20 protein-coding genes and 4 tRNA genes are annotated in these 22,218 nt (G+C 71.2%); 10 read left to right on the top strand and 14 right to left on the bottom strand.

The annotated features are described in order from the left end of the window. Window positions 1-251: 251 nt before the first annotated feature. Entirely contained in the window at window positions 252-821 is a 570-nt protein-coding gene (locus ACZ516_RS21130; protein ID WP_469011341.1) for a hypothetical protein, read from the bottom strand. Window positions 822-1,036: 215 nt separating this feature from the next. Continuing rightward, window positions 1,037-1,387, bottom strand: a complete 351-nt coding sequence (locus ACZ516_RS21125; protein WP_358585451.1) for a metallopeptidase family protein — start codon at window positions 1,385-1,387, stop codon at window positions 1,037-1,039. Window positions 1,388-1,458: 71 nt separating this feature from the next. Between ACZ516_RS21125 and ACZ516_RS21120 the strand changes: the two genes are divergently transcribed. The 4 genes from ACZ516_RS21120 (at window position 1,459) to ACZ516_RS21105 (ending at window position 3,391) form a co-directional block, all read left to right on the top strand. Beyond that, a complete protein-coding gene (locus ACZ516_RS21120) occupies window positions 1,459-3,027 on the top strand; it encodes a metallophosphoesterase family protein (RefSeq protein WP_361081432.1) in 1,569 nt (522 codons plus the stop codon). A 79-nt stretch (window positions 3,028-3,106) separates the two neighbouring features. Beyond that, window positions 3,107-3,179, top strand: a tRNA-Glu gene (locus tag ACZ516_RS21115). A 39-nt stretch (window positions 3,180-3,218) separates the two neighbouring features. Beyond that, window positions 3,219-3,293 (top strand) — tRNA-Asp (locus tag ACZ516_RS21110). 24 nt (window positions 3,294-3,317) lie between these two features. Beyond that, a tRNA-Phe gene (locus ACZ516_RS21105) sits at window positions 3,318-3,391 on the top strand. Window positions 3,392-3,443: 52 nt separating this feature from the next. Here ACZ516_RS21105 and ACZ516_RS21100 read toward each other — a convergent pair. The 4 genes from ACZ516_RS21100 to ACZ516_RS21085 are packed head-to-tail and all read right to left on the bottom strand — an operon-like array spanning window position 3,444 to window position 6,640. After that, a complete protein-coding gene (locus ACZ516_RS21100; protein WP_469011340.1) occupies window positions 3,444-4,538 on the bottom strand; it encodes an ABC-2 transporter permease in 1,095 nt (364 codons plus the stop codon). A gap of 33 nt (window positions 4,539-4,571) precedes the next feature. Further along, window positions 4,572-5,432 (bottom strand): cytochrome c biogenesis CcdA family protein, encoded by an 861-nt coding sequence (locus tag ACZ516_RS21095; RefSeq protein ID WP_358699920.1) that lies wholly within the window; start codon window positions 5,430-5,432, stop codon window positions 4,572-4,574. After that, entirely contained in the window at window positions 5,429-6,187 is a 759-nt protein-coding gene (locus ACZ516_RS21090; RefSeq protein WP_469011339.1) for a DsbA family protein, read from the bottom strand. Before ACZ516_RS21090 ends, ACZ516_RS21095 begins: the two co-directional genes overlap by 4 nt. A gap of 54 nt (window positions 6,188-6,241) precedes the next feature. Continuing rightward, window positions 6,242-6,640, bottom strand: coding sequence for a hypothetical protein (locus ACZ516_RS21085; RefSeq protein WP_469011338.1), 399 nt, complete (start codon window positions 6,638-6,640; stop codon window positions 6,242-6,244). Between the two features lie 83 nt (window positions 6,641-6,723). On the opposite strand from ACZ516_RS21085, the gene hrpA reads away from it, so the two are divergent. The 3 genes from hrpA (at window position 6,724) to ACZ516_RS21070 (ending at window position 11,369) form a co-directional block, all read left to right on the top strand. Further along, window positions 6,724-10,713 carry an ATP-dependent RNA helicase HrpA gene (gene hrpA, locus ACZ516_RS21080; RefSeq protein ID WP_469011337.1) on the top strand — a complete coding sequence of 1,330 codons (3,990 nt, stop codon included), beginning with the start codon at window positions 6,724-6,726 and terminating at the stop codon, window positions 10,711-10,713. Window positions 10,714-10,807: 94 nt separating this feature from the next. Then, window positions 10,808-10,882 (top strand) — tRNA-Asp (locus ACZ516_RS21075). Between the two features lie 277 nt (window positions 10,883-11,159). Further along, window positions 11,160-11,369, top strand: a complete 210-nt coding sequence (locus ACZ516_RS21070; protein ID WP_358585438.1) for a DUF6274 family protein — start codon at window positions 11,160-11,162, stop codon at window positions 11,367-11,369. Window positions 11,370-11,830: 461 nt separating this feature from the next. Here the strand turns inward: ACZ516_RS21070 and bldC are convergent, their stop codons facing one another. Then, complete coding sequence (gene bldC, locus ACZ516_RS21065; RefSeq protein WP_003949541.1) at window positions 11,831-12,037, bottom strand: developmental transcriptional regulator BldC; 207 nt, start codon at window positions 12,035-12,037, stop codon at window positions 11,831-11,833. Between the two features lie 468 nt (window positions 12,038-12,505). Then, window positions 12,506-13,393, bottom strand: a complete 888-nt coding sequence (locus tag ACZ516_RS21060) for a DUF8083 family protein (protein WP_469011336.1) — start codon at window positions 13,391-13,393, stop codon at window positions 12,506-12,508. A gap of 154 nt (window positions 13,394-13,547) precedes the next feature. Here ACZ516_RS21060 and ACZ516_RS21055 point away from each other — a divergent pair, with 154 nt between their 5' ends. Both ACZ516_RS21055 and ACZ516_RS21050 read left to right on the top strand, forming a co-directional pair. Further along, complete coding sequence (locus tag ACZ516_RS21055) at window positions 13,548-14,624, top strand: Leu/Phe/Val dehydrogenase (RefSeq protein ID WP_469011335.1); 1,077 nt, start codon at window positions 13,548-13,550, stop codon at window positions 14,622-14,624. A 283-nt stretch (window positions 14,625-14,907) separates the two neighbouring features. Further along, window positions 14,908-15,162 carry a DUF3073 domain-containing protein gene (locus ACZ516_RS21050; RefSeq protein WP_125513810.1) on the top strand — a complete coding sequence of 85 codons (255 nt, stop codon included), beginning with the start codon at window positions 14,908-14,910 and terminating at the stop codon, window positions 15,160-15,162. A gap of 90 nt (window positions 15,163-15,252) precedes the next feature. Here the strand turns inward: ACZ516_RS21050 and purM are convergent, their stop codons facing one another. Further along, window positions 15,253-16,326 carry a phosphoribosylformylglycinamidine cyclo-ligase gene (gene purM / locus ACZ516_RS21045; protein ID WP_361081408.1) on the bottom strand — a complete coding sequence of 358 codons (1,074 nt, stop codon included), beginning with the start codon at window positions 16,324-16,326 and terminating at the stop codon, window positions 15,253-15,255. Between the two features lie 36 nt (window positions 16,327-16,362). Next, on the bottom strand, window positions 16,363-17,889 hold the full coding sequence (gene purF, locus ACZ516_RS21040; RefSeq protein ID WP_358585430.1) for an amidophosphoribosyltransferase: 1,527 nt from the start codon (window positions 17,887-17,889) through the stop codon (window positions 16,363-16,365). 193 nt (window positions 17,890-18,082) lie between these two features. Between purF and ACZ516_RS21035 the strand changes: the two genes are divergently transcribed. Next, on the top strand, window positions 18,083-19,522 hold the full coding sequence (locus ACZ516_RS21035; RefSeq protein ID WP_469011334.1) for a sulfatase family protein: 1,440 nt from the start codon (window positions 18,083-18,085) through the stop codon (window positions 19,520-19,522). Here the strand turns inward: ACZ516_RS21035 and ACZ516_RS21030 are convergent. The 4 genes from ACZ516_RS21030 to ACZ516_RS21015 form a co-directional block, all read right to left on the bottom strand. Beyond that, window positions 19,513-20,031, bottom strand: coding sequence for an META domain-containing protein (locus tag ACZ516_RS21030; protein WP_469011333.1), 519 nt, complete (start codon window positions 20,029-20,031; stop codon window positions 19,513-19,515). The genes ACZ516_RS21035 and ACZ516_RS21030 overlap by 10 nt on opposite strands. Before the next feature lie 100 nt (window positions 20,032-20,131). Further along, window positions 20,132-20,932, bottom strand: coding sequence for a maleylpyruvate isomerase family mycothiol-dependent enzyme (locus ACZ516_RS21025; RefSeq protein ID WP_469011332.1), 801 nt, complete (start codon window positions 20,930-20,932; stop codon window positions 20,132-20,134). Window positions 20,933-20,942: 10 nt separating this feature from the next. Next, the gene (locus ACZ516_RS21020; protein ID WP_358582510.1) at window positions 20,943-21,581 is read right to left on the bottom strand and encodes a TetR/AcrR family transcriptional regulator; all 639 of its coding nucleotides are present in this window, start codon (window positions 21,579-21,581) and stop codon (window positions 20,943-20,945) included. A gap of 109 nt (window positions 21,582-21,690) precedes the next feature. Continuing rightward, window positions 21,691-22,191 carry an ArsR/SmtB family transcription factor gene (locus ACZ516_RS21015; RefSeq protein WP_469011331.1) on the bottom strand — a complete coding sequence of 167 codons (501 nt, stop codon included), beginning with the start codon at window positions 22,189-22,191 and terminating at the stop codon, window positions 21,691-21,693. Window positions 22,192-22,218: the final 27 nt, after the last annotated feature.

Below are 22,218 nucleotides of genomic sequence, written 5' to 3'. Positions count from 1 at the left end.
AAACCTTCCGGAGTCTCGGCACGCGCCCGTCAACTCCGTGATTTCGCAATGGACCGCCTCGATGCGGTCAGCCACGGCAAGGGAGAGTACGCGCCACGCGGCGCTCTTCTGTGTCGGCGCCGGGCAATTGGTATCAAACGATCTACTACCATACGCACCCCCTGGCCCATATGGCAAACCGCCCCCGCCTCACCCCCTCCCACCTGGGCATACGCGCTTCTCGTCGCCGCCCGTGAGCATGCGCACGACAGCTAAAGCGGGCCCGCCTCGGGCGACGGCTCGCGCTCGGCGATCAGCGCGTTCCGCCGCTCCAGCTGAGCGCCCTGGCCGCCCTCGTGCGCCGAGGAGGAGGGCTCCGGAGTGGTGGGTTCCGGGGTCGGCGTGGGCGTGGGCTTCGGCGGCTCCGGCTCCTCGCTCGACCGCGTCGGGGTCGGCTTCGGCCGCGTCGTCGCGGGCCTGCCGGGACCGCCCGGCTTCGGCGGCATCGCGGTGGCCGTGGCGGCGACGGTCTCCAGGGGCCTTCCGCCGCCCAGGGCCGGACCGTCGCCCGCCGAAGCCCCGCCGCTCTTGCCGCCCTTGCCCTTGCCCTTGCGTTTGCCCTTGGCCTTCCCCTTGTCCCGGCCCTGCCCGCGCTCACCTCCCAACGCGGCGTCGTCCCCGGCCGCCGGTTTGCCGTCGGAGGCGGCCGCCCCGCCGTGCTCGCCGGCCGAGTGCCCGGGCCGCGGCGCGTTCCCGTCGTCCCCGATGCTCATGCACCCCGCGCTCGCCGCGACGGCCACCGCGACCGCGGCCCAACGCACGGAAACGTACAAATGACGCACGGCCGAGCACCTCCTGAGGCGCCGAGAATCAAGACGCCCTGCCCAACTCCCATGGCCCACGAGAAGACACGGACGTCATGCCCACGTCGCATCCCGGAAGTCGGCCCGCCCCCAGAGCCCCACACCCCGGACCGGCGCCCCGCACCGATGACCCCGCCCTCCGGACAGGCGCCCCGCGCCCCCGCCCCGCACCCCCTGAACGGCCGCCGCGCCCCTCACCCGTACCCGAGCGCATGCAGCCGCGCGTCGTCGATCCCGAAGTGGTGCGCCACCTCGTGCACCACCGTGATCTCCGTCTCGGCGACCACGTCCTCCCGCGACTCGCACATCCGGAGCGTGGGCCCCCGGTAGATGGTGATGCGGTCCGGCAGGACGCCCGCGTACCACTCACCGCGGTCGGTCAGCGGCGTGCCCTCGTACAGCCCGAGCAGCTCGGGATCGTCGGAGGGCGGCTCGTCCTCGACAAAGACGGCCACGTTGTCCATCAGCCGCGTCAACTCCGGCGGAATCCGGTCGAGAGCCTCGCCGACCAGTTCCTCGAACTCCTCGCGCGTCATCTCCAGCACACCCCCATTGTCGGCCACGCCCCCGCCCCCGTCCCGGCATACCCCGCGCCCGCCCTGGGCATACGGGACCAATGGCACGCGCCTTCACGGTCGTTCCCCGAGGGCTGCGACGGGCGGTCGCCGCCCGCGTGGGCCGCCGCCGCACCCGGGCGATCGGCGAACCGACCCGCCCCTGCGCCCGCGCCCTCGGCCTCGTCACGGTCGTGCTCGTCGGCGCCTGGCTCGGTCTGCTGATCGTCGGCAGCGTGCGCGCGCCGGTGGGCCCCATGGACACCCGCATGACGCTCCGCCCGTCCCTGACCGGCGGCACGAAGATCAACGTCTCGCCGCTGGGCGCCCTGGAACTGCGCTCCCACACCGCGCCCATCCGTCTCGACGTCGACGTGGACCGCCTCGACCCGGTCCGCTCCCAGGCCCTGGTCGACCACCCCGAGCGGCTCGCCGGCCTCCAGGACGAGGTCGCGCGCGACGTCGGCCACGGCACGCTCGACCTCGCCGTGCGCTCCTGCGTGGCCGTCGTCTCCGGCGCCACCGCGCTCGGCCTCGCCGTCTACCGCCGCCCGCGCCGCGCGCTCGCGGCGGGCGGCCTGGCGCTCGCCCTGCTCGCGGCGTCGGGCACGGCCGCGTACGCCACCTGGAACCCGAAGTCGGTCCTGGAGCCCAAGTTCTCCGGCCTGCTCAGCAGCGCGCCCTCCGTGGTCGGCAACGCCCGCAGCATCGTCACCGAATTCGACGTCTATCAGCAGGAGTTGGCCCGCCTTGTCACCAACGTCACCAAGCTCTACGACGTGACGTCCTCGCTGCCCGCCTACCAGCCGGACCCCACCACCATGCGGCTCCTGCACGTCTCCGACATCCATCTGAACCCGGCGAGCTGGAAGATCATCGCCTCGCTCGTCGAGCAGTACGACATCGACGTCATCGTCGATTCCGGCGACACGATGGACCACGGCACGGCGGCCGAGAACGGCTTCCTGGACCCGATCGAGGACCTGGGCGCCCCCTACGTGTGGGTGCGCGGCAACCACGACTCGTTCACCACCCAGCGCTACCTGGAACGCTTCAAGAACGTGCATGTCCTGGACGACGGCAGGGCCGAGACCGTCGCCGGTCTGCGCCTCGCCGGGATCGGCGACCCGCAGTACACGCCCGACCGTTCGGGGAAGACCGGCGGCGACACGGTCCAGCACATGGCCGGCATCCGCCTCGCGTCGGCCCTGCGCGCCGAACGGGCCGCCGGCACCCCGGTCGACGTGGCGATCGCGCACAACCCGACGGCCGCGCGCGAGACGGACGGCGAGGTTCCGCTGGCCCTCGCGGGGCACGTCCACCACCAGCTGATGGAGGTCCTGGACGGCGGCACACGGCTGCGGGTCGAGGGCTCGACGGGCGGCAGCGGACTGCGCGCGGTCGAGGGCAAGTACCCCGACCCGGTCGAGGCCTCCGTCCTGTACCTGGACCGTACGACAAGACGGCTGCAGGCCTGGGACGAGATCAAGCTGGGGGGACTCGGCCTGACGAAGGCGGAGGTCAGCCGGCATCTGCCCAAGGAGAACCAGCCCGGCGCGAGCCCCTCCCCGACGGCCCCCGCCACCTCTCCCGAACGCTCCGTCGGGGCACGCTCCCGGGCCCCCGGGTAACTGTTTTGGCGATACCTCCCCGCATCCCATATGCTTCTCACGTCCCCGACGCGCTGCAAAGCGCCCAGGTGGGCCCTTAGCCCTCATCGTCTAGTGGCCCAGGACGCCGCCCTTTCAAGGCGGTAGCACGGGTTCGAATCCCGTTGGGGGCACGCAACACCATGTGCGAGACTGGTGCTCGCACATTGCTTGGTCCTGTGGAGCAGTTTGGAGTGCTCGCCACCCTGTCAAGGTGGAGGCCGCGGGTTCAAATCCCGTCAGGACCGCTTGCGATTCCACGCGGATCGCGTGGCTGGGTAGCTCAGTTGGTACGAGCGATCGCCTGAAAAGCGATAGGTCGCCGGTTCGATCCCGGCCCCAGCCACTTCCCCGAAGGCCCCGTCCCTGGACGGGGCCTTCGGCGTTCCCAGACACCTCTACGCGGGCTTGCCCGCATGGGCCGCCGTCCCCGCCCGGCCCCCCGGATGGCGGTGCCGCCACACCCAGAACACCGCCGAGGCCACCAGCGCCCAGCCCCCGAGCACCAGGAACGGGAACGCGTGCTGGTGGCCGCCGAAGTACACGGCCGTGTGCTGCGCGTTGACCGACGCCCCCGGCGGCAGCCACTGCCCGATGTGCCCCAGCACGGACGGCAGCAGCGGCCAGGACACCGCGCCCCCGGACGACGGGTTCCCGAGCAGCACCATCAGCCCCCACGTCGGCAGCATCGCCCACCGCCCGAACAGCGTGTTGAACATGGTGAAGACCATCCCGGACGCGAACAGCGTCAGCGCCAGGATCAGCCACGACTCCACGAACGGCAGATCCACCGCCCCCAGCCACCAGTCGACGACCGCCGCGATGACGAACGCCCCGAGCAGCGCGTACAGCGCCGTGAACCCGATCCGCTCCGCCGGATTCAGCCCCCGCGCGTGCACGCTCAGCTGGATCGCCCCGACGAAGCCGATGATCACCGCCGCCAGCGAGATGTAGAAGATCGCGAGCCCCCTCGGGTCGCCCTCCTGCAACGGCTTGATGTCCTTCACCGTGACCGGGACCCCGACCTTCTCGCCCACCTTCGGCGCGGTCTCCGCGAGCACCTGCGCGACCGAGGCCCCGGACGCCCCCGACACGTCCAGGGTCACCTTGTCCTCGCCCACGTCGAGGATCGCGAAGACCTTCTGCTCCTCCACGTCCCGCCGGGCCCCGGCGACGTCGTCGTACCGCCGCACCTCCAGCGAGGCGTTCAGCGCCTTCTCCATGCCGTCGAGGAAGGCCTTGCCGCGCGCGTTGTCCGGCGCCCCGACCACCGCCGTGGGCACGTGGTGGGGCGTCGGGTTCGCCATGGAGTACGTGTACGAACCCGCGAAGAGCCCCGCCGCGGCCGCCAGGATGAAGACCAGCACGATCGCCGGCAGGAAGGGCGACTCCTTGAAGGACTCCCACCGCTCACCGCGGGTGGGGACCCGCCCGTGCGCGCCGTGGGGGTGCGCGCCCTGCTGACTCTGCTCTCCCGGCTCATGATCAGACATACGAACACGCTAAACCACGCATACCCGCACCACTCACTCAGAAGCTGACGAAACAGACCTCCCCCGTCGCCGCCTCTCCCGTCCCCGCCACCCCCGCACCGCGCACACCGCCCCCACCAGCACCACGACCCCGATCAGCAGCACGGCGTCCGGCACCGCCCTGCCCACGCCCCCGGCCCACCGCTCCACCGCGAACGAGTCGTCCACGTCCAGCAGACCGGGCAGCGCGGTCGTCCCGTCGTAGGCGAGGAAGAGCGCCCCGAGGCCGATGAAGAAGAGCCCGGACAGCAGCGAGGTCGTGTGCAGTTCGAACCGCCCCAGTCGGAAGGCCCGCCCCCGCAGCCACGCCCGCCGCCCCAGGTCGAACCGCTCCCAGAGCAGCGCGAGGACGAAGAGCGGCACGGCCATGCCGAGGGCGTAGACCGCGAGCAGCAGCCCGCCGTACACCGGGCTCCCGCTGACCGCCGCGACCGTCAGGACGCTGCCGAGGATCGGCCCGGCGCAGAACCCGGCGAGCCCATACACCGCGCCCAGCGCGTACACGGAGAAGGCGGTCGTCGGCCGGATGCGCCCCGACAGCTCCGCCATGCGGCGCGAGGCGAACCCCCTCCCCACCACCTGGAGCACCCCGAGCCCGACGATCAGCCACCCGGCGACGAGCACCAGCTGGTCGCGGTGGCCGAAGAAGAAACGCCCCGCGTAGGACCCGGCCGCGCCCAGCGGGACCAGGGTGGTGGCGAGACCCGCGTAGAAGATGCCGGTCCGCGCGACGAGCCGGGAGGCGGAGTCGATCGAGTACGCGAAGAAGGCGGGCAGCAGCAGCGCGCTGCACGGGCTGACCAGGGCGAGCAGCCCGCCCAGGAAGGCGGCGAAGTAGCCCACGCCGGCGGTCACCGCGAACCACCCCTGCCACGGGCCGGGCCGGCCTCCTCGGCGGCCGCCTCGATCGCCTGGGCGAAGACCTCGTCCGGCTGCGCGCCCGCGATGGGCCTGCCGTTGACCAGGAAGGACGGCGTGGAGGTGGCGCCGAGGCCGTACGCCTCCTGCTGGTCCTCGCGCACGGCCGTCTCGGCGGCGTCGCCGTCGGCATCGCGCACGAAGCGGCCGATGTCCTCGACCCCGGCCTCCTCGGCCAGCGCCTTGAGCCGGTCGTCGCCGAAGCCCTTCTCCTTGGCCCCCTCGGCGTACGCGGCCTCGTGGAACTGCCAGAAGCGGCCCTGCCTGCCCGCCGCCCACGCGCCGCGCGCGGCCCGCTCGGAGTCCTCGCCGAAGATCGGGAAGTTGCGCCACTCGATGCGCAGGACGCCCTTGTCCACGTACTTCTTCACGAGACCCGGCTCGGTGTCGCGGGCGAACTTCCCGCAGAAGCCGCACTTGAAGTCAGCGTACTCGACCAGCACGACGGGCGCGTCCGCGCGGCCCCGGGCGAGCGGGTCCCCGGCGTCGCGGCGGGCGAGCTTCTCCAGCTCGGGGTGGACACCGGCCCGCGGCTCGGCGGAGGTGCCGGACGACCCGTCCCGCGCACCGGCCGACGCGTGCTCCGCCGGCTTGGTCGCGCTGTAGGAGGCGGCGCCGAGCAGCAGCGCGGCGAGGGCCACGCCCGCGCCGATGGCGATGTGCTTCTTTTTGTTGTTGTCGTTCTCGGGCATCAGGGAGTTCTCTCTGTTCCTGTACGTCGTTGTAGGGGCCCCGGGCGGGGGCCTCTACACGCGCAGGATCGAGAGAGCGAGGGGGGAGGGCGGTGCGAGGGGCGGCGGCCCGCGCTCCGGTCCCGGCGACGGCACCGTCTGCTCGGCGCCCCACCCGCCGGACGCGGCATGGGCCTCGTGCAGGGCGGGCAGCAGCTCGTACGCGGACGTGGGGCGCGGCGGGGCGGCGGGCGGTTGCCCGGTCTCCCGCCGGCTCCCCTGGCCGCAGCCGGGCACCCCGGTGGACTCCCCGGCGCGCACCGTCACCGTCTGCTCCGCCACCGGCTTCGTCACCGGTTTCGCCACCGGCTTCGTCGCCGGTTCCGCCGCCCGGGCGGGCCCGCAGCACACCCCGAGCACGACCAGCAGGACCCCGAGCAAGGGGCCCCACGGCGTACGCGTACCGGACAACATGCCCGGAATCGTACGTGCCGGGACACCTCGGGAGGGAAATCGGTTCGCCACTGCCGAGCGGCGGGTGAGATCCTGGACGGCGTATGTCTACGCAGCCCGCCCTCACCCTCGACACCCTCGCCTCCCGCCTGACCGAGCTCTCGCTGCGCGACGAGCACCGGATCGGGCGCCGGCTGGAGGGTGCCCGCCGCGTCCGCAAGCCCGAGGCCCGTGCCGCCGTCCTCGCCGAGATCGCGGCGGACGTGGCGAAGGCCGAGGCGCGGATGGCCGAGCGCGGCTCCCGCGTGCCCGCGATCACCTATCCCGAGCAGCTCCCGGTCAGCCAGAAGAAGGACGACATCGCCGAGGCGATCCGCGACCACCAGGTCGTGATCGTCGCGGGCGAGACCGGTTCCGGCAAGACCACGCAGATCCCCAAGATCTGCCTGGAGCTGGGCCGGGGCGTGCGCGGCATGATCGGTCACACCCAGCCGCGCCGCATCGCGGCCCGTACGGTCGCCGAGCGCGTCGCCGAGGAGATGGACACGCCGCTGGGCGAGGCCGTCGGCTGGAAGGTCCGCTTCACCGACCAGGTGAACCCGGACGGGACGTTCATCAAGCTGATGACGGACGGCATCCTGCTGGCCGAGATCCAGACGGACCGCGAGCTGCGGGCGTACGACACGATCATCATCGACGAGGCGCACGAGCGGTCGCTCAACATCGACTTCCTGCTCGGCTACCTCGCCCAGCTGCTGCCCAGGCGCCCCGACCTGAAGGTCGTCATCACCTCGGCGACCATCGACCCCGAGCGCTTCTCGCGCCACTTCGGGGACGCCCCGATCGTCGAGGTCAGCGGCCGGACCTTCCCGGTGGAGGTGCGCTACCGCCCGCTCCTGGAAGAGGACTCGGACGACTCCGACCGCGATCAGATCACCGCGATCACCGACGCCGTCGAGGAGCTCCAGGCCGAGGGCAAGGGCGACATCCTCGTCTTCCTCTCCGGAGAGCGCGAGATCCGCGACACGGCGGACGCGCTGAACAAGAAGAACTACCGGTTCACCGAGGTCCTCCCCCTCTACGCCCGGCTCTCGCACGCCGAGCAGCACCGCGTCTTCCAGCAGCACACGGGCAGACGGATCGTCCTCGCGACGAACGTCGCCGAGACCTCGCTGACCGTGCCCGGCATCAAGTACGTGATCGACCCCGGCACGGCCCGCATCTCCCGCTACAGCCACCGCACGAAGGTGCAGCGGCTGCCCATCGAGGCGATCAGCCAGGCCAGCGCCAACCAGCGCAAGGGCCGCTGCGGCCGTACGTCGGACGGCATCTGCATCCGCCTGTACAGCGAGGACGACTTCCTCTCCCGGCCGGAGTTCACGGACGCGGAGATCCTCCGTACGAACCTCGCCTCCGTCATCCTCCAGATGACCGCGGCCGGGCTCGGCGACATCGAGAAGTTCCCCTTCATCGACCCGCCGGACCACCGCAACATCCGCGACGGCGTGCAGCTCCTGCACGAGCTGGGCGCGCTGGACCCCACCCAGAAGGACCCGAAGAAGCGGCTCACTCAGCAGGGCCGCAAGCTCGCCCAGCTGCCGGTGGACCCGCGCCTGGCCCGGATGGTCCTGGAGGCCGACAAGAACGGCTGCGTGCGCGAGGTCATGGTGATCGCGGCGGCGCTCTCCATCCAGGACCCGCGCGAGCGCCCGGCCGAGAAGCAGGCCCAGGCCGACCAGCAGCACGCCCGCTTCAAGGACGAGACGAGCGACTTCCTCGCCTACCTGAACCTGTGGCGGTACGTCCGCGAGCAGCAGAAGGAGCGCGGCTCGTCGTCGTTCCGCCGCATGTGCAAGGCGGAGTACCTGAACTTCCTGCGCATCCGCGAATGGCAGGACATCTACGCGCAGCTGCGCACGGTCGCCAAGCAGCTGGGCATCCACGTCAACGACGAGGACGCGCCCGACGACCGCGTCCATGTCTCCCTCCTCGCCGGCCTCCTCTCCCACATCGGGATGAAGGACGTGAAGGAGTCCAAGGACAGCAGGGCCGCCAAGGACGGTGACCCCAAGCAGCGCGGCGGGCGCAACGAGTACATCGGTGCCCGCAACGCCAAGTTCGCGCTCTTCCCCGGCTCGGCGCTCTTCAAGAAGCCCCCGCGCTTCATCATGTCGGCCGAGCTGGTGGAGACCTCGCGGCTGTGGGCCCGGGTCAACGCGAGGATCGAGCCCGAGTGGGTCGAGCCCCTCGCCCAGCACCTCCTGAAGCGCACGTACAGCGAGCCGCACTGGGAGAAGGACCAGGCGGCGGTGATGGCGGTCGAGAAGGTCACGCTGTACGGCGTCCCGATCGTCACCGACCGCAAGGTGAACTACGGCCGCATCGACCCCGAGGTCTCCCGCGACCTGTTCATCCGCAACGCCCTCGTGGAGGGCGACTGGCGCACGCACCACAAGTTCTTCGCCGCCAACCGCAAACTGCTCACCGAGGTCGAGGAGTTGGAGCACCGCGCCCGGCGCCGCGACATCCTCGTGGACGACGAGACGCTCTTCGACTTCTACGACCAGCGGGTGCCGGCGGACGTCGTGTCCGGCGCGCACTTCGACTCCTGGTGGAAGAAGAAGCAGCGCGAAGAGCCCGAACTGCTCGACTTCGAGCGCTCGATGCTCATCAACGAGAAGGCCGGTGACGTCTCCAAGGACGACTACCCCGACTCGTGGCGCCAGGGGCCGCTCAAGTTCAAGGTGACCTACCAGTTCGAGCCCGGCGCGGACGCGGACGGCGTCACGGTCCACATCCCGCTCCAGGTCCTGAACCAGGTCACGGACGAGGGCTTCGACTGGCAGATCCCGGGCCTGCGCGAGGACGTGGTCATCGAGCTGATCCGCTCCCTGCCCAAGCCGGTCCGGCGCAACTACGTACCGGCACCGAACTACGCGAAGGCGTTCCTGGAGCGCGCGGTGCCGTTGCAGGAACCGCTGCACGTCACGCTGGCGCGCGAGCTCCAGCGGATGGTCGGGGTGCCCCTCTCGCCCGACGACTTCGATCTGACGCGCGTGCCGGACCACTTGAAGATCACGTTCCGGATCATCGACGAGCGGCGTCGCAAGCTCGCCGAGGACAAGGACCTCGAAGCGCTCAAGCTGCGGCTGAAGCCGAAGGCCCGGCAGGCGCTCTCGCAGGCCGCCGCCGCGACCGCCGAGCGGACGGGCGGCTCGGCGGTGGAGCGCACGGGGCTGACGGACTGGGGCATCGGCGCGCTCAGCCGCGTCTTCGAGACGCGGCGGGCCGGACAGCCCGTGAAGGCCTACCCCGCCCTCGTGGACGACGGCGACACCGTCTCCGTACGCCTCTTCGACACCGAGGCGGAGCAGCGGCAGGCGATGTGGCGCGGCACCCGCCGGCTCATCCTGCGCAACATCCCGGTCAACCCCGGCAAGTTCGCCTCGGACAAGCTGACGAACCAGCAGAAGCTCGCCCTGTCCGCGAATCCGCACGGCTCCATACAGGCGCTCTTCGACGACTGCGCGATGGCGGCGGCGGACAAGCTGATCGCGGACTTCGGCGGGCCCGCCTGGGACGAGGAGTCCTACCGCAAGCTCTTCGACAAGGTGCGCGCGGAGATCGTGGACACGACCGTGCGGGCCGTCGGGCAGGTGCAGCAGGTCCTCGCCGCCTGGCAGGCCTGTGAGCGGCGCCTGAAGTCGACCAGGAGCCCCGTGCTGCTCGCCAACCTCGCGGACGTGCGACAGCAGCTGGACGCCCTCGTCAAGCCGGGCTTCGTGACGGAGACGGGGCTGCGGCGCCTGCCCGACCTGATGCGCTACATGATGGCGGCGGACCGGCGGCTCCAGCAGATGCCGACGAACGCGCAGCGGGACACCAGCCGCATGGAGAAGGTCCACGAGATGCGGGACGAGTACCTGTGGCTCCTGGAACAGCTGCCGCGGGGCCGGCCCGTGCCGCAGGAGGTCCTGGACGTCCGCTGGATGATCGAGGAGCTGCGCGTCAGCTACTTCGCGCACGCGCTCGGCACGGCGTACCCCGTCTCGGACAAGCGGATCGTGAAGGCGATCGACGCGCTGGCGCCGTGAGCACCCGGGCACGCAGGGTGAGTTCGACCGCCGGGCCTGCGCTGCTGTAGAGTCCTGTCTCGCAGCACAGCGCGCGAGCGAGTGCCGCGAGCAAGGTCCTGTGGAGCAGTTTGGAGTGCTCGCCACCCTGTCAAGGTGGAGGCCGCGGGTTCAAATCCCGTCAGGACCGCAGCAGAGGAAGACCCCGTGGCATCGGCTGCGGGGTCTTTCGCGTTCCCCGCCCCGAGGCCGCGCCCGCGGCGGAGCCGCAGACAGATACAGCAAATCCCGTCAGGACCGCAGCAAGAAAGGCCCCGTAACCGCATCGGTTACGGGGCCTTTCGCATGTCAGGCCACCCGGCCCCTACGGCCTCCGGCGTGTTCTCGGGCGCGTGTCTTGACGGCGTCACATTCCGCCGGTACCCCGGACATCAGGGAGTCGACGGCAGGCTCCCGGGAGGTGACGCATGTCTGCTTCTTCCGCGTCCGCGCGGCACGAGACCCGGGCCCTGTTGCGCGCGCACCTCGCGGCGGCCTCCGGCTACCGCCACCTGACGCGCCACTGCCCCATCTGCCATCGGCTGCTGAGGCTCGCTCAGGAGCCCACCCAGGGCCGCGAGGACGGGTGCGGTGAGCCCGACGAGGGAGACGGCGACGAGAGCCCCGCCGGCCCCTGACCCCTTTAGCGCAGCGACAACTCACGCAACAAGGCGCGCGGCGTGTGACGGGTGTCACCGAACAAGTTTTGGAAAGGCCCGAACTTACACCCTTCCTACAACGGGCCAATTTAATATGTGCAATTGCACCACCCCCCGGACGCGCCCGCCTCGCACCGCCCACGCCCCCAGGCGACCCCCGCACAGCCCCCGCACGGCCCTCTCGGAGGGCGCCAGGCCCGCCCCCGGGCCCGCCCGCACACCCGCGCCGGCGCACAAAAAAATCGCGCTGGACCCGGCGGAGTCCAGCGCGATCGAACGACTCACCCATGCGGCTCAGGCGTGGCACCCGTTGGGGCGGGGACCGCGTCGCGTGTAGCTATATGTCGGACGTACGACCGGGTTGGGGGACCCGGCAGCAGTGGTGCTCTTCGCCCGAGTTGTGCGGGTTACTGCTGGTTGAGCGGTACTTCTGGCGTACGTCAGGCCTCGCTGCGCTGCTGCGGAATGCCCGCGAGCAGTGCGCGGACCTCAGCCTCGCGGTAACGGCGGTGTCCGCCGAGCGTGCGAATCGACGTGAGCTTGCCAGCCTTGGCCCAGCGCGTCACCGTCTTCGGGTCGACGCGGAACATCGTGGCGACCTCAGCCGGGGTCAGCAGCGGCTCGGCATCAGGGGTGCGAGCGGTCATGAGCGGCCTCCTCGGGAGAACCGAACCTTCTCGGTTCATTCCTCTAAATTCTGCACCTTGACCCGCGTTGCCCGAAATGGCGGACGCGAGTCGAGTCGGTTATAGGACGAACGGCTTGTCCTCGGCACTACAACTACACCATCCGTCCAGCCACGTCGGCCAAACCGATGGAATTGCCCTCCCAGGTGTTCATCACCGACGGAAGCCGATGGACCATGCCATAGCGGACAGTCACGCCCCCGTGACGATCAGTCACAGAGCGATCAGGAGTCAACAGGACCCCCCATAGCGTGCAATGCAGAGCAATCCGCCCTTACTCGGACGGAAGGAGTCCTCCCCGGACTCCTTGTCCTATTTTGGCACGAGGAGGGGCGATGGGCGCAAGGGCGCGGTAAAGTGCGGTCCGTCACGCTTGACACAAAGGCCCGGATCGGGACCTACGTCCCGCCACCCGGTGCGCGCCGGCCCTCAGTTCGCGAACTGAAGGTCCCGGACCGCCCGCCATCGCTCCACGAGCCTCGCATACGCCTCGCCGGCCCCCTCGTCGTCGCCGGTGCGCAGCGCCTCGATCCCCTCGGCGACATCCGCCGCCGAGTGGTCCTCGTCCAGCTCCTCCTCGGAGAGGGCGTGCACCAGGCCGCCGTAGTCCAGCTCGACCAGGGAGCGCGGGTGGAACTCCTCCAGCCACCGCCCGACGTCCACCAGCCTCTCGACGACCGGCGCCTCGTCCAGCGCCTCCCGCAGCGTCTTCAGACCCCGCGCCACCCGGCGCCTGGCCTCGACCATGGGTGTGCGGTAGCGCAGGACCGGCGCGGTGCCCGGCTCCCCCTTGTCGGTCTTGTCGGCCTTGTCGGCCCTGTCGGCCCTGTCGGCCCTGTCGTAGTCCCGCTCCTGGTCCGAGACGAGCACGAACCAGTGCAGCGGCACCTGCCACGTGGACGTACGGATCCAGGGGCGCGCGTCGGGGTTGCGGGCCAGCCACCGCTCGTAGTCCGCGGCCGTCTGCCGGCGCAGCACCGGGGGGAGCACCGCGTCCAGGACGGGCGTGGGCAGCTGCTCGGCGAGCGTGCCGAGGGCCTGCCACCCGCGCAGCCGGGTGCGCCACGGGCAGACGCACAGCACTCCGTCGACCTCCACCACGAAGGCGTCGCCGCTCTCGTGCACCGGCACCGGGACGGGCGGCGTCGGGACCAGGTCGGCCAGCGAGCGGCGCAGCTCGTCCTGGTACGAGGGGCGGTCCCGGCGCCGGGCGTAGCGCTCCCAGTGAGCCCGTTCCGGCTCGGGAAAAGCGGCAAGCGGCTCGTAGACACGCAAGTAGGACGCATAGGGGACCGTCACCGAAGACACCTTGGGCACGGCTGCTCCCTCCCCCGCGGACGGACCGGAAAACACTGTTGATCGTGCCATGGCCGAACCCGGCGGTGGACAGGCTCTAGTGTCATGCCCAACGGGCCCCCGCCACCCGTACGGGAGCCCGTCCATTGCCGCCACCCGACCGGGAGTCACCACAGTGACCGCAGCAGACAACGGCGTCCTGCACACCCTGTTCCACGCGGATCAGGGCGGCCATGAGCAAGTAGTGCTCTGCCAGGACCGCGCAAGTGGCCTCAAGGCCGTCATCGCCCTCCACTCCACCGCCCTCGGGCCCGCCCTCGGCGGCACCCGCTTCTATCCGTACGCGGACGAGGCGGCGGCCGTCGCCGACGCGCTGAACCTCGCTCGCGGGATGTCGTACAAGAACGCCATGGCCGGCCTCGACCACGGCGGCGGCAAGGCCGTGATCATCGGTGACCCCGAGCAGATCAAGAGCGAGGCCCTGCTCCTGGCCTACGGCCGCTTCGTGGCCTCGCTCGGCGGCCGGTACGTGACGGCGTGCGACGTCGGCACGTACGTGTCCGACATGGACGTCGTGGCCCGCGAGTGCCGCTGGACCACCGGGCGCTCCCCGGAGCACGGCGGCGCCGGCGACTCCTCCGTGCTCACCGCCTTCGGCGTCTTCCAGGGCATGCGGGCCTCGGCCCAGCACCTGTGGGGCGACCCGACACTGCGCGGTCGCAAAGTCGGCGTCGCGGGCGTCGGCAAGGTCGGGCACCACCTGGTGGAGCACCTGCTGGCGGACGGCGCCGAGGTCGTGATCACCGATGTGCGCGAGGAGGCCGTGGCCCGGATCGTCCACCGGCATCCGTCGGTCACCGCCGCGGCGGACACCGAAGCGCTGATCCGCACGGCGGGCCTGGACATCTACGCCCCCTGCGCGCTCGGCGGCGCCCTGAACGACGCCTCCGTGCCGGTGCTGACCGCGAAGGTGGTGTGCGGGGCCGCCAACAACCAGCTCGCGCACCCGGGCGTCGAGAAGGACCTCGCCGACCGCTCGATCCTCTACGCGCCGGACTACGTGGTGAACGCGGGCGGGGTCATCCAGGTCGCCGACGAGCTGCGCGGCTTCGACTTCGACCGGTGCAAGGCCAAGGCCGCGCAGATCTTCGACACCACGCTCGCCATATTCGCTCGTGCGAAGAAGGACGGGATTCCGCCGGCCGCGGCGGCCGACCGGATCGCCGAGCAGCGGATGGCCGACGCGCGCTGAGCGCACGGCACGGGCCCCGCCGGCGGGATTCGGGAGACAAGACTCACCCCCGTCGGCGGGTCGCCCGGCAAGAAGAGGTTAAAATCGCAGTTGACCAGCGAGGACGGGGCTCCTCGCGGGTTCTGCGCCGAGGCGCGTCCTGCGGGCGACGTACCGTATGGCCGCAGGAACAGGTACCGTGGAAGCCCTACGGACCGGTCTCTCCGAGGAGAGTCCGTCCTAGATCATGAACGCGTGTCAAGACTCTGGGGCCGTCGAGCCCCGTATCCGAGGGGGTCGAGCCATGGGGCGCGGCCGGGCAAAGGCCAAGCAGACGAAGGTCGCCCGCCAGCTGAAGTACAGCAGCGGCGGGACTGATCTGTCGCGTCTGGCCAATGAGCTGGGCGCTTCGACTTCGCAACAGCCGCCTAATGGCGAGCCGTTCGAGGACGACGACGAGGAAGACGACCCGTACGCCCAGTACGCGGATCTGTACAACGTCGACGACGAAGAGGACTCCGACGAGTCCGGCCCGTCGTCGCAGCGCCGCGGCGCTTGACCTCGTTGTAGCGACTGCACTTCACCCGGTCCGGGGTGGGTCACCACCCCGGACCGGGTTTTGTGCTTACCTGGGGCCCTTCCGGGCGTCCTACTTGGCGTAGTCGCCGATGAGGGCCGCGCCCGTGGTGTGCTCGCCGCGCTCGGTGATCTCACCGGCGACCCAGGCCTCCACGCCGCGGTCGGCGAGGGTGGTGAGCGCCGCGTCCGCCGACTCCTCGGGGACGATCGCGATCATGCCGACGCCCATGTTCAGCGTCTTCTCCAGTTCGAGCCGCTCGACCTGACCCACCGCACCGACGACGTCGAAGACGGCGTCCGGGGTCCAGGTCCCGCGGTCCACGATCGCGTGCAGATCGTCGGGGACGACCCGGGCGAGGTTGGCCGCGAGGCCGCCGCCGGTGATGTGGCTGAAGGCGTGGACGTCCGTGGTGCGGGTGAGCGCCAGGCAGTCCAGGGAGTAGATCTTGGTGGGCTCCAGGAGCTCCTCGCCGAGCGTGCGGCCGAACTCCTCCACCCGGCGGTCCAGCGTCCAGCCGGCGCGGTCGAAGACTACGTGCCGTACGAGCGAGTACCCGTTCGAGTGAAGACCGGACGAGGCCATCGCGATGACCGCGTCACCCTTGCGGATGCGGTCGGGGCCGAGCAGGCGGTCCGCCTCGACCGCGCCCGTGCCGGCGCCCGCGACGTCGAAGTCGTCGGGGCCGAGCAGGCCCGGGTGCTCGGCGGTCTCGCCGCCGACGAGGGAGCAGCCGGCGAGCACGCAGCCCTCCGCGATGCCCTTGACGATGGCGGCGACACGCTCGGGGTGGACCTTGCCCACGCAGATGTAGTCGGTCATGAACAGCGGCTCGGCGCCGCAGACGACGATGTCGTCCATGACCATCGCGACGAGGTCGTGGCCGATGGTGTCGTACACGCCCAGCTGGCGGGCGATGTCGACCTTCGTGCCGACGCCGTCGGTGGCGGAGGCGAGCAGGGGGCGCTCGAAGCGCTTGAGGGCGGAGGCGTCGAAGAGCCCGGCGAAGCCGCCGAGGCCGCCGAGGCCCGCGACCTCCGGGCGCTGGGTCTTCTTGACCCACTCCTTCATCAGCTCGACGGCGCGGTCGCCCGCCTCGATGTCGACGCCCGCGCTTGCGTAGCTGGCACCAGTGGTCTCAGACATGACGGTGAGAACTTTCGTGTCGTACTGCGTGGGGTCTTACGGGCGACGGATCGCGTCGGCGGCGGCGGTGCCCGCCGGGCCCGCGGCCAGTTCCGTCTCCAGAAGCTGCTTGCCGAGCAGTTCGGGGTCGGGCAGGTCCATCGGGTACTCGCCGTCGAAGCAGGCGCGGCAGAGGTTCGGCTTGTCGATGGTCGTGGCCTCGATCATGCCGTCGATGGAGATGTACGAGAGGGAGTCGGCGCCCATGGAGGAGCCGATCTCCTCGATGGTCATGCCGTTGGCGATGAGCTCGGCGCGGGTGGCGAAGTCGATGCCGAAGAAGCACGGCCACTTCACGGGCGGCGAGGAGATCCGGATGTGGATCTCGGCGGCGCCCGCCTCGCGGAGCATCTTGACCAGGGCGCGCTGGGTGTTGCCGCGGACGATCGAGTCGTCGACGACCACGAGGCGCTTGCCCTTGATGACTTCCTTGAGGGGGTTCAGCTTCAGCCGGATGCCGAGCTGCCGGATGGTCTGCGAGGGCTGGATGAACGTACGTCCGACGTAGGCGTTCTTGACCAGGCCGGCGCCGAAGGGGATGCCGGAGGCCTCCGCGTAACCGATCGCGGCGGGGGTGCCCGATTCCGGGGTCGCTATGACCAGGTCGGCCTCGACCGGGGCTTCCTTGGCCAGCCTGCGGCCCATCTCGACCCGGGAGAGGTAGACGTTCCGCCCGGCGATGTCCGTGTCGGGGCGCGCGAGGTAGACGTACTCGAAGACACAGCCCTTGGGCTTCGCTTCCGCGAATCGGGACGTTCGCAGGCCGTTCTCGTCGATGGCGACGAACTCGCCCGGCTCGATCTCGCGGACGTAGGAGGCGCCGCAGATGTCGAGCGCCGCGGACTCCGAGGCGATGACCCAGCCGCGCTCCAGGCGGCCGAGGACCAGCGGGCGGATGCCCTGCGGGTCGCGGGCCGCGTACAGCGTGTGCTCGTCCATGAAGACGAGGGAGAAGGCGCCCCGGACCTGCGGGAGGATCCTGGCCGAGGCCTCCTCGATGGTCAGCGGCTTGCCGTCGTCGTCCACCTGGCCCGCGAGGAGAGCCGTCACCAGGTCGGTGTCGTTGGTCGCGGCGACCTGCGTCGCGCGGCCGTTCTCCTTGGGCATCTCGGCGACCAGCTCGGCGAGCCGGGCCGTGTTGACGAGGTTGCCGTTGTGCCCGAGCGCGATGGAGCCGTGCGCGGTGGCACGGAACGTCGGCTGGGCGTTCTCCCATACGGAGGCGCCGGTGGTCGAGTAGCGGGCGTGACCGACCGCGATATGACCCTGGAGCGAGCTGAGAGAGGTTTCGTCGAAGACCTGGGACACGAGGCCCATGTCCTTGAAGACGAGGATCTGGGAGCCGTTGCTGACCGCGATTCCCGCGGATTCCTGGCCCCGATGCTGGAGGGCGTAGAGCCCGAAGTACGTGAGCTTTGCGACCTCTTCGCCCGGAGCCCAGACACCGAAGACGCCACAAGCGTCCTGGGGGCCTTTCTCGCCGGGGAGCAGATCGTGATTGAGTCGACCGTCACCACGTGGCACATCTTCGAGTGTAGGCGAGATCGACCACTGGTCCGAATTGGGGATACGACCCCTGTACGGAGGGTGAGCGCGGCCGGATCGCCGCCTCTGTGCTGCGGGCGCACGACGGCTCTGTGAACGGGGACGACAGCCTTGTGAACAGGGGCCGGCGGCCGTTGACGCCCCTTCCGGCGCGCCGGAAGGCTCCTCTTCCATGCGATCTCATGGACTGTCACGGCCCTCCCGGCCCTCCCCGCTCTCCCGGCGCTCGTTCGCCGGCGGGGTGGCGGGCGCGGCCGCCGCCGCCGGCGTGGGCGCGGGTGCCGGAACCGCCGAGGCGGAGGCCGCCGAGCGTCCCTTCGCCGCCGCGCGCGGGCGGCGCTCGAAGCGGCCCAACATCCTGTTCATCCTGGGCGACGACCTCGGCTGGGCCGACCTGTCCTCGTACGGCTCCCCGCACATCAGGACGCCGCACCTGGACCGCCTCGCCCGCCAGGGGGTGCGGTTCACCGACGCCTACGCCGGGTCCGCGACCTGCTCCCCGACCCGCTTCAGCCTGTACACGGGCCGCTTCCCCGGGCGTACGAAGGGCGGCCTCGCGGAGCCGATAGCCGACAAGTCGGTGGGCCTCGAACCGACGCATCCCACGCTCGCCTCGCTGCTGCGCGGCGCCGGGTACGCGACCGCCCTGATCGGCAAGTGGCACTGCGGCTACCTGCCGGACTACTCCCCCACCCGCTCGGGCTGGGACGAGTTCTTCGGCAACTTCGGCGGCGCCCTGGAGTACTACTCGAAGCTGGGGCTCGGCGGGGAGTACGACCTCTACGAGGGGAAGGTCCGCGAAGGCGACGCCGAGTACAAGGACCTGCGGTACTACACGCGCGTCCTCACCGAGCGCGCGAGCGCCTACGTACGGCGGGACCACGGGGAGCGGCCCTGGCTGCTCAACCTCAACTTCACCACCCCGCACTGGCCTTGGATAGCGGACGGCGACGAGGAGCAGAGCGCCGAGATCGTACGCAGGATCAAGGCGGGCGAGAAGGGCGCGCTCTGGCACCAGGACGGCGGCTCCGTCGAGAAGTACGCGCAGCTGGTCGAGGACCTGGACCGGTCCGTCGGCGAGGTGCTGCGCGCGCTGCGGGAGTCCGGGCAGGAGCGGGACACGCTGGTGTTCTTCGCCTCGGACAACGGCGGTGAGCGCTTCTCGTACAACTGGCCGCTGTCCGGCAACAAGGGGTCGCTGAAGGAGGGCGGCATCCGGGTGCCGACCCTCGTGCGGTGGCCGGCGCGGATCGACGGCGGGCAGGTCAGCCACGAGCCCGTCTTCACGCCGGACTGGACGGCGACCCTTCTGGAGATCGCCGGGGCCCGGCCCGACCCGGCGTATCCGCTGGACGGCACGAGTCTCGCGCCGTATCTGCTCAGGGGCGCGCGCCTCCCAGCGCGCGAGCTGTTCTGGCGGGTGCGCGGGGAGCGGGCGCTGCGGCGCGGGGCGTGGAAGTACTACCGGGGCAAGGACGGCGCGGACCAGCTGTTCGACCTCGCGGCCGACCGGCGGGAGCAGGCCGACCGGGCGGCGGCCGAACCGCGGTTGCTGGCCGAGCTGAAGGCGGCGTGGGAGCGGACGGACAGGGAGCTGCTGCCCTACCGCTGAGGTCCCGCCGCCGTCGGGGTCCCGCCGGGAGGCGGCTGCTTCTCCCGCTCGGCGTGCGCCTGGATCACCGTGCCGTCGGCGGTGGTGAGCTTCAGGGTCTCGCGCTCGAGCGCGTAGCGCGCGGTGCCGTCGAAGAGCTTCAGCAGCCTGCGCTCGGTGCTCATCGCGGTGCCCGCGCACAGCTTCCGGGTGGTGGCGGGGGCGCCGAAGGTGATGCGGCCGTCCTTCGCCTCGGCCTTGGCGGTGACGTCGTTGCAGCCGAGGTTGCCGCGCACCCCGCCGTCCTTGCCGATCTTGAGATGGGCGCCGTCGGGGGCCGCGTACCTCTTGCCGCCCGCGGTGACGCTCTCGACGTTCCACCGGACGCCGGTGAGCGGCGCCTCGCTCGCCACGGAACGGCTGTCGGAGCCGCCTTCGGAGCCGGCTTTCGACTCGGTGCCGCATGCGGTGAGCAGCAGCCCGGCGGAGGCCAGCGCGGTCAGGGTCAGGGTCAGACGCTGCGTGTGCATGGCGATGGGACGGGACGAGCGGGGGTGTCGGTTCCCTCGGCTCCGCCGGCCGGGGCATCCCGTGATCGGCGCCGGGGGCCGACCCGTGACGGACGACGCCCTAGGCCATGATCGGCAGCAGCCCCGAGAGATCGGCCCGTTCCCCGCTCGCGCTGACCTGTGCCGCGGCCAGGGCGCTCGCCCACTCCGTACGTCCCGTGGCGAGGCGGATCCAGGTCAGCGGGTCCGTCTCGACGACGTTCGGCGGGGTGCCGCGGGTGTGCCGCGGGCCCTCGACGCACTGCACCACCGCGTACGGCGGGATCCGCACCTCCGTCGAGGCCCCCGGCGCCCTCAGCGCGAGCGCGTCGGCGAGCAGGCGGGCGCAGGCGGCCAGGGCCTGCCGGTCGTGGGGGACGTCGAGGCCCGGGACGGCGTCGTTCAAGTCGTCGGTGTGGACGGTCAGTTCCACCGTGCGGGTGACGAGGAAGTCGCCGAGGGTCATCGCGCCGAAGCGGGAGGGCACCAGGCGCTCGTCGGGCGCCGCGGCCAGGGACCGCTCGAAGTCGGTGAGGGTGCGCGCGAACAGCTCGTCCAGCGCCGTGCCCGCCGTCTCGGCGAGGGCGCGGGTGTCCTCGTCGACCTGGGCGGCCGCCGTGACGGTCGCGAAGGGCCAGTTCATGAGCGGCACTTCGTGGCGCGCCGGCTCCGGGACGCTCAGATAGCGGTGGACGGTGCCGAGGACCATCGCGATGTGCGCCGACAGTTCGCGCACCGTCCAGTCGCCGAGCCGGGTCGGGCGGGCGAGCTGCTCGGGCGTGAGGGTGCGCACCGCGTCCCGTACGTTGCCGGACTGGGTGAGCACAGCGGTGCGGATCTTGGCGGAGTCGTACGATCGCGTGCGCTTCTTGGCCGGGGGCATGGAGTCGAGCCTAGACGCTGCCGGGGTAGCCCTGAAGGCCCTTCTCCACCAGCCCGAAGGCCCGTTCGGCGGACGCGGCGCAGTCCTTCGCGATGTCTTCGAGCGGGTCGCCGTCGAGGGTGCGCCGGTGGTTCTCCATGATGAGCGCGTTCCGGGCGCCGAGGAGCTGGGCGGCGGCGACCCGGGCGAGGAGCACGTCGCCCGTCTCCTCGGCGAGGGCGTCCGTGAGGAGCTGGACGCTGCGCATGTGGAAGATCACCATGCGGTGCGCGAGGGTCGGCGTCTCGTTGATGAGCTGGCGCACCTTGAGGGTGCGCGGGTCACCGCTGAGGCCGGTCGCCGGATCGCGCCCGGCGACCTGCTCCAGGAACTGGCGGCGCATGGCGGCCACCGCGGACTCGCCCGGCGCACGCTCGCGCACCGCGCGGGCGGGGTCCCCGGCGTGCTCCTCCATGGGGGCGACGATCACGCCTTCCTTGGTGCCGAAGTAGTTGAAGACGGTCATCTTTGACACGTCGGCCGCCTCGGCGATCTCCGCCACGGAGACGTGGTCGAAACCCCGCTCCGAGCACAGGTCCACGGCGACCTGCCAGATCCGCGCGGCGGTCTGCCTCTTCTTGCGCGCCCGCAGTCCCAGCTCCTCAGTCATACGGATCACGGTACCGGGACGGCGCCCGCCCGCACCGTGAGCGTCTCGCCGCCGGAAGTGCGGGAGCGCGGCGAGGGAGCCTCCCCCCTGCCGTGGTGGGCGCGGTCGGTCAGGGGCGCGCGGCGGAGAGCATCACGAGCAGCGGCACCATCCGCCCCGCCGGAACCTCGTGGCGGCCGCGTCCCGTGCTGTGCAGCCAGCCGGCGCCGGTCAGTTGGCGCAGGTGGTGGTAGATCTGGCCGGTCGTGCCGATGTCGTCGAGCGCGGCCAGCTCGGCGGCGGTATGGGTGCCCGCGAGGATCTCCCGCAGCAGCCGCAGCCGCACGGGATGGCCGAGCGCGGCGAACACATCGGCCGCCTCGGACCAGTCGTCCTCGAACAGCGACTCCGTGAGCCGGCCGTACTGCCACTCGTACCGGTGCCCGGTGGGCGTCCGCACGGCACCGGTGAACAGCACGGCACCGTCCGCGTCCCGCCCCACCGGGTGCCGTGCCTTCAGCGCGTCGAGGGCCCAGAAGTCGCCCTCCTCCACGGGGGGCGCGGTCGGGCCCGCGCTCTCCAGCTCCGCCATACGCCGTTCCAGCTCGGTGACCCGCTCTTCCAGATCCATGGGCAGATCTTACGTAATTACGTAATG

The sequence above is a fragment of the Streptomyces sp. NPDC034037 genome (assembly GCF_055575715.1).
The sequence above is the reverse complement of the archived record's forward strand: the minus strand, read 5'-3'. Positions and strand labels throughout refer to the sequence as shown.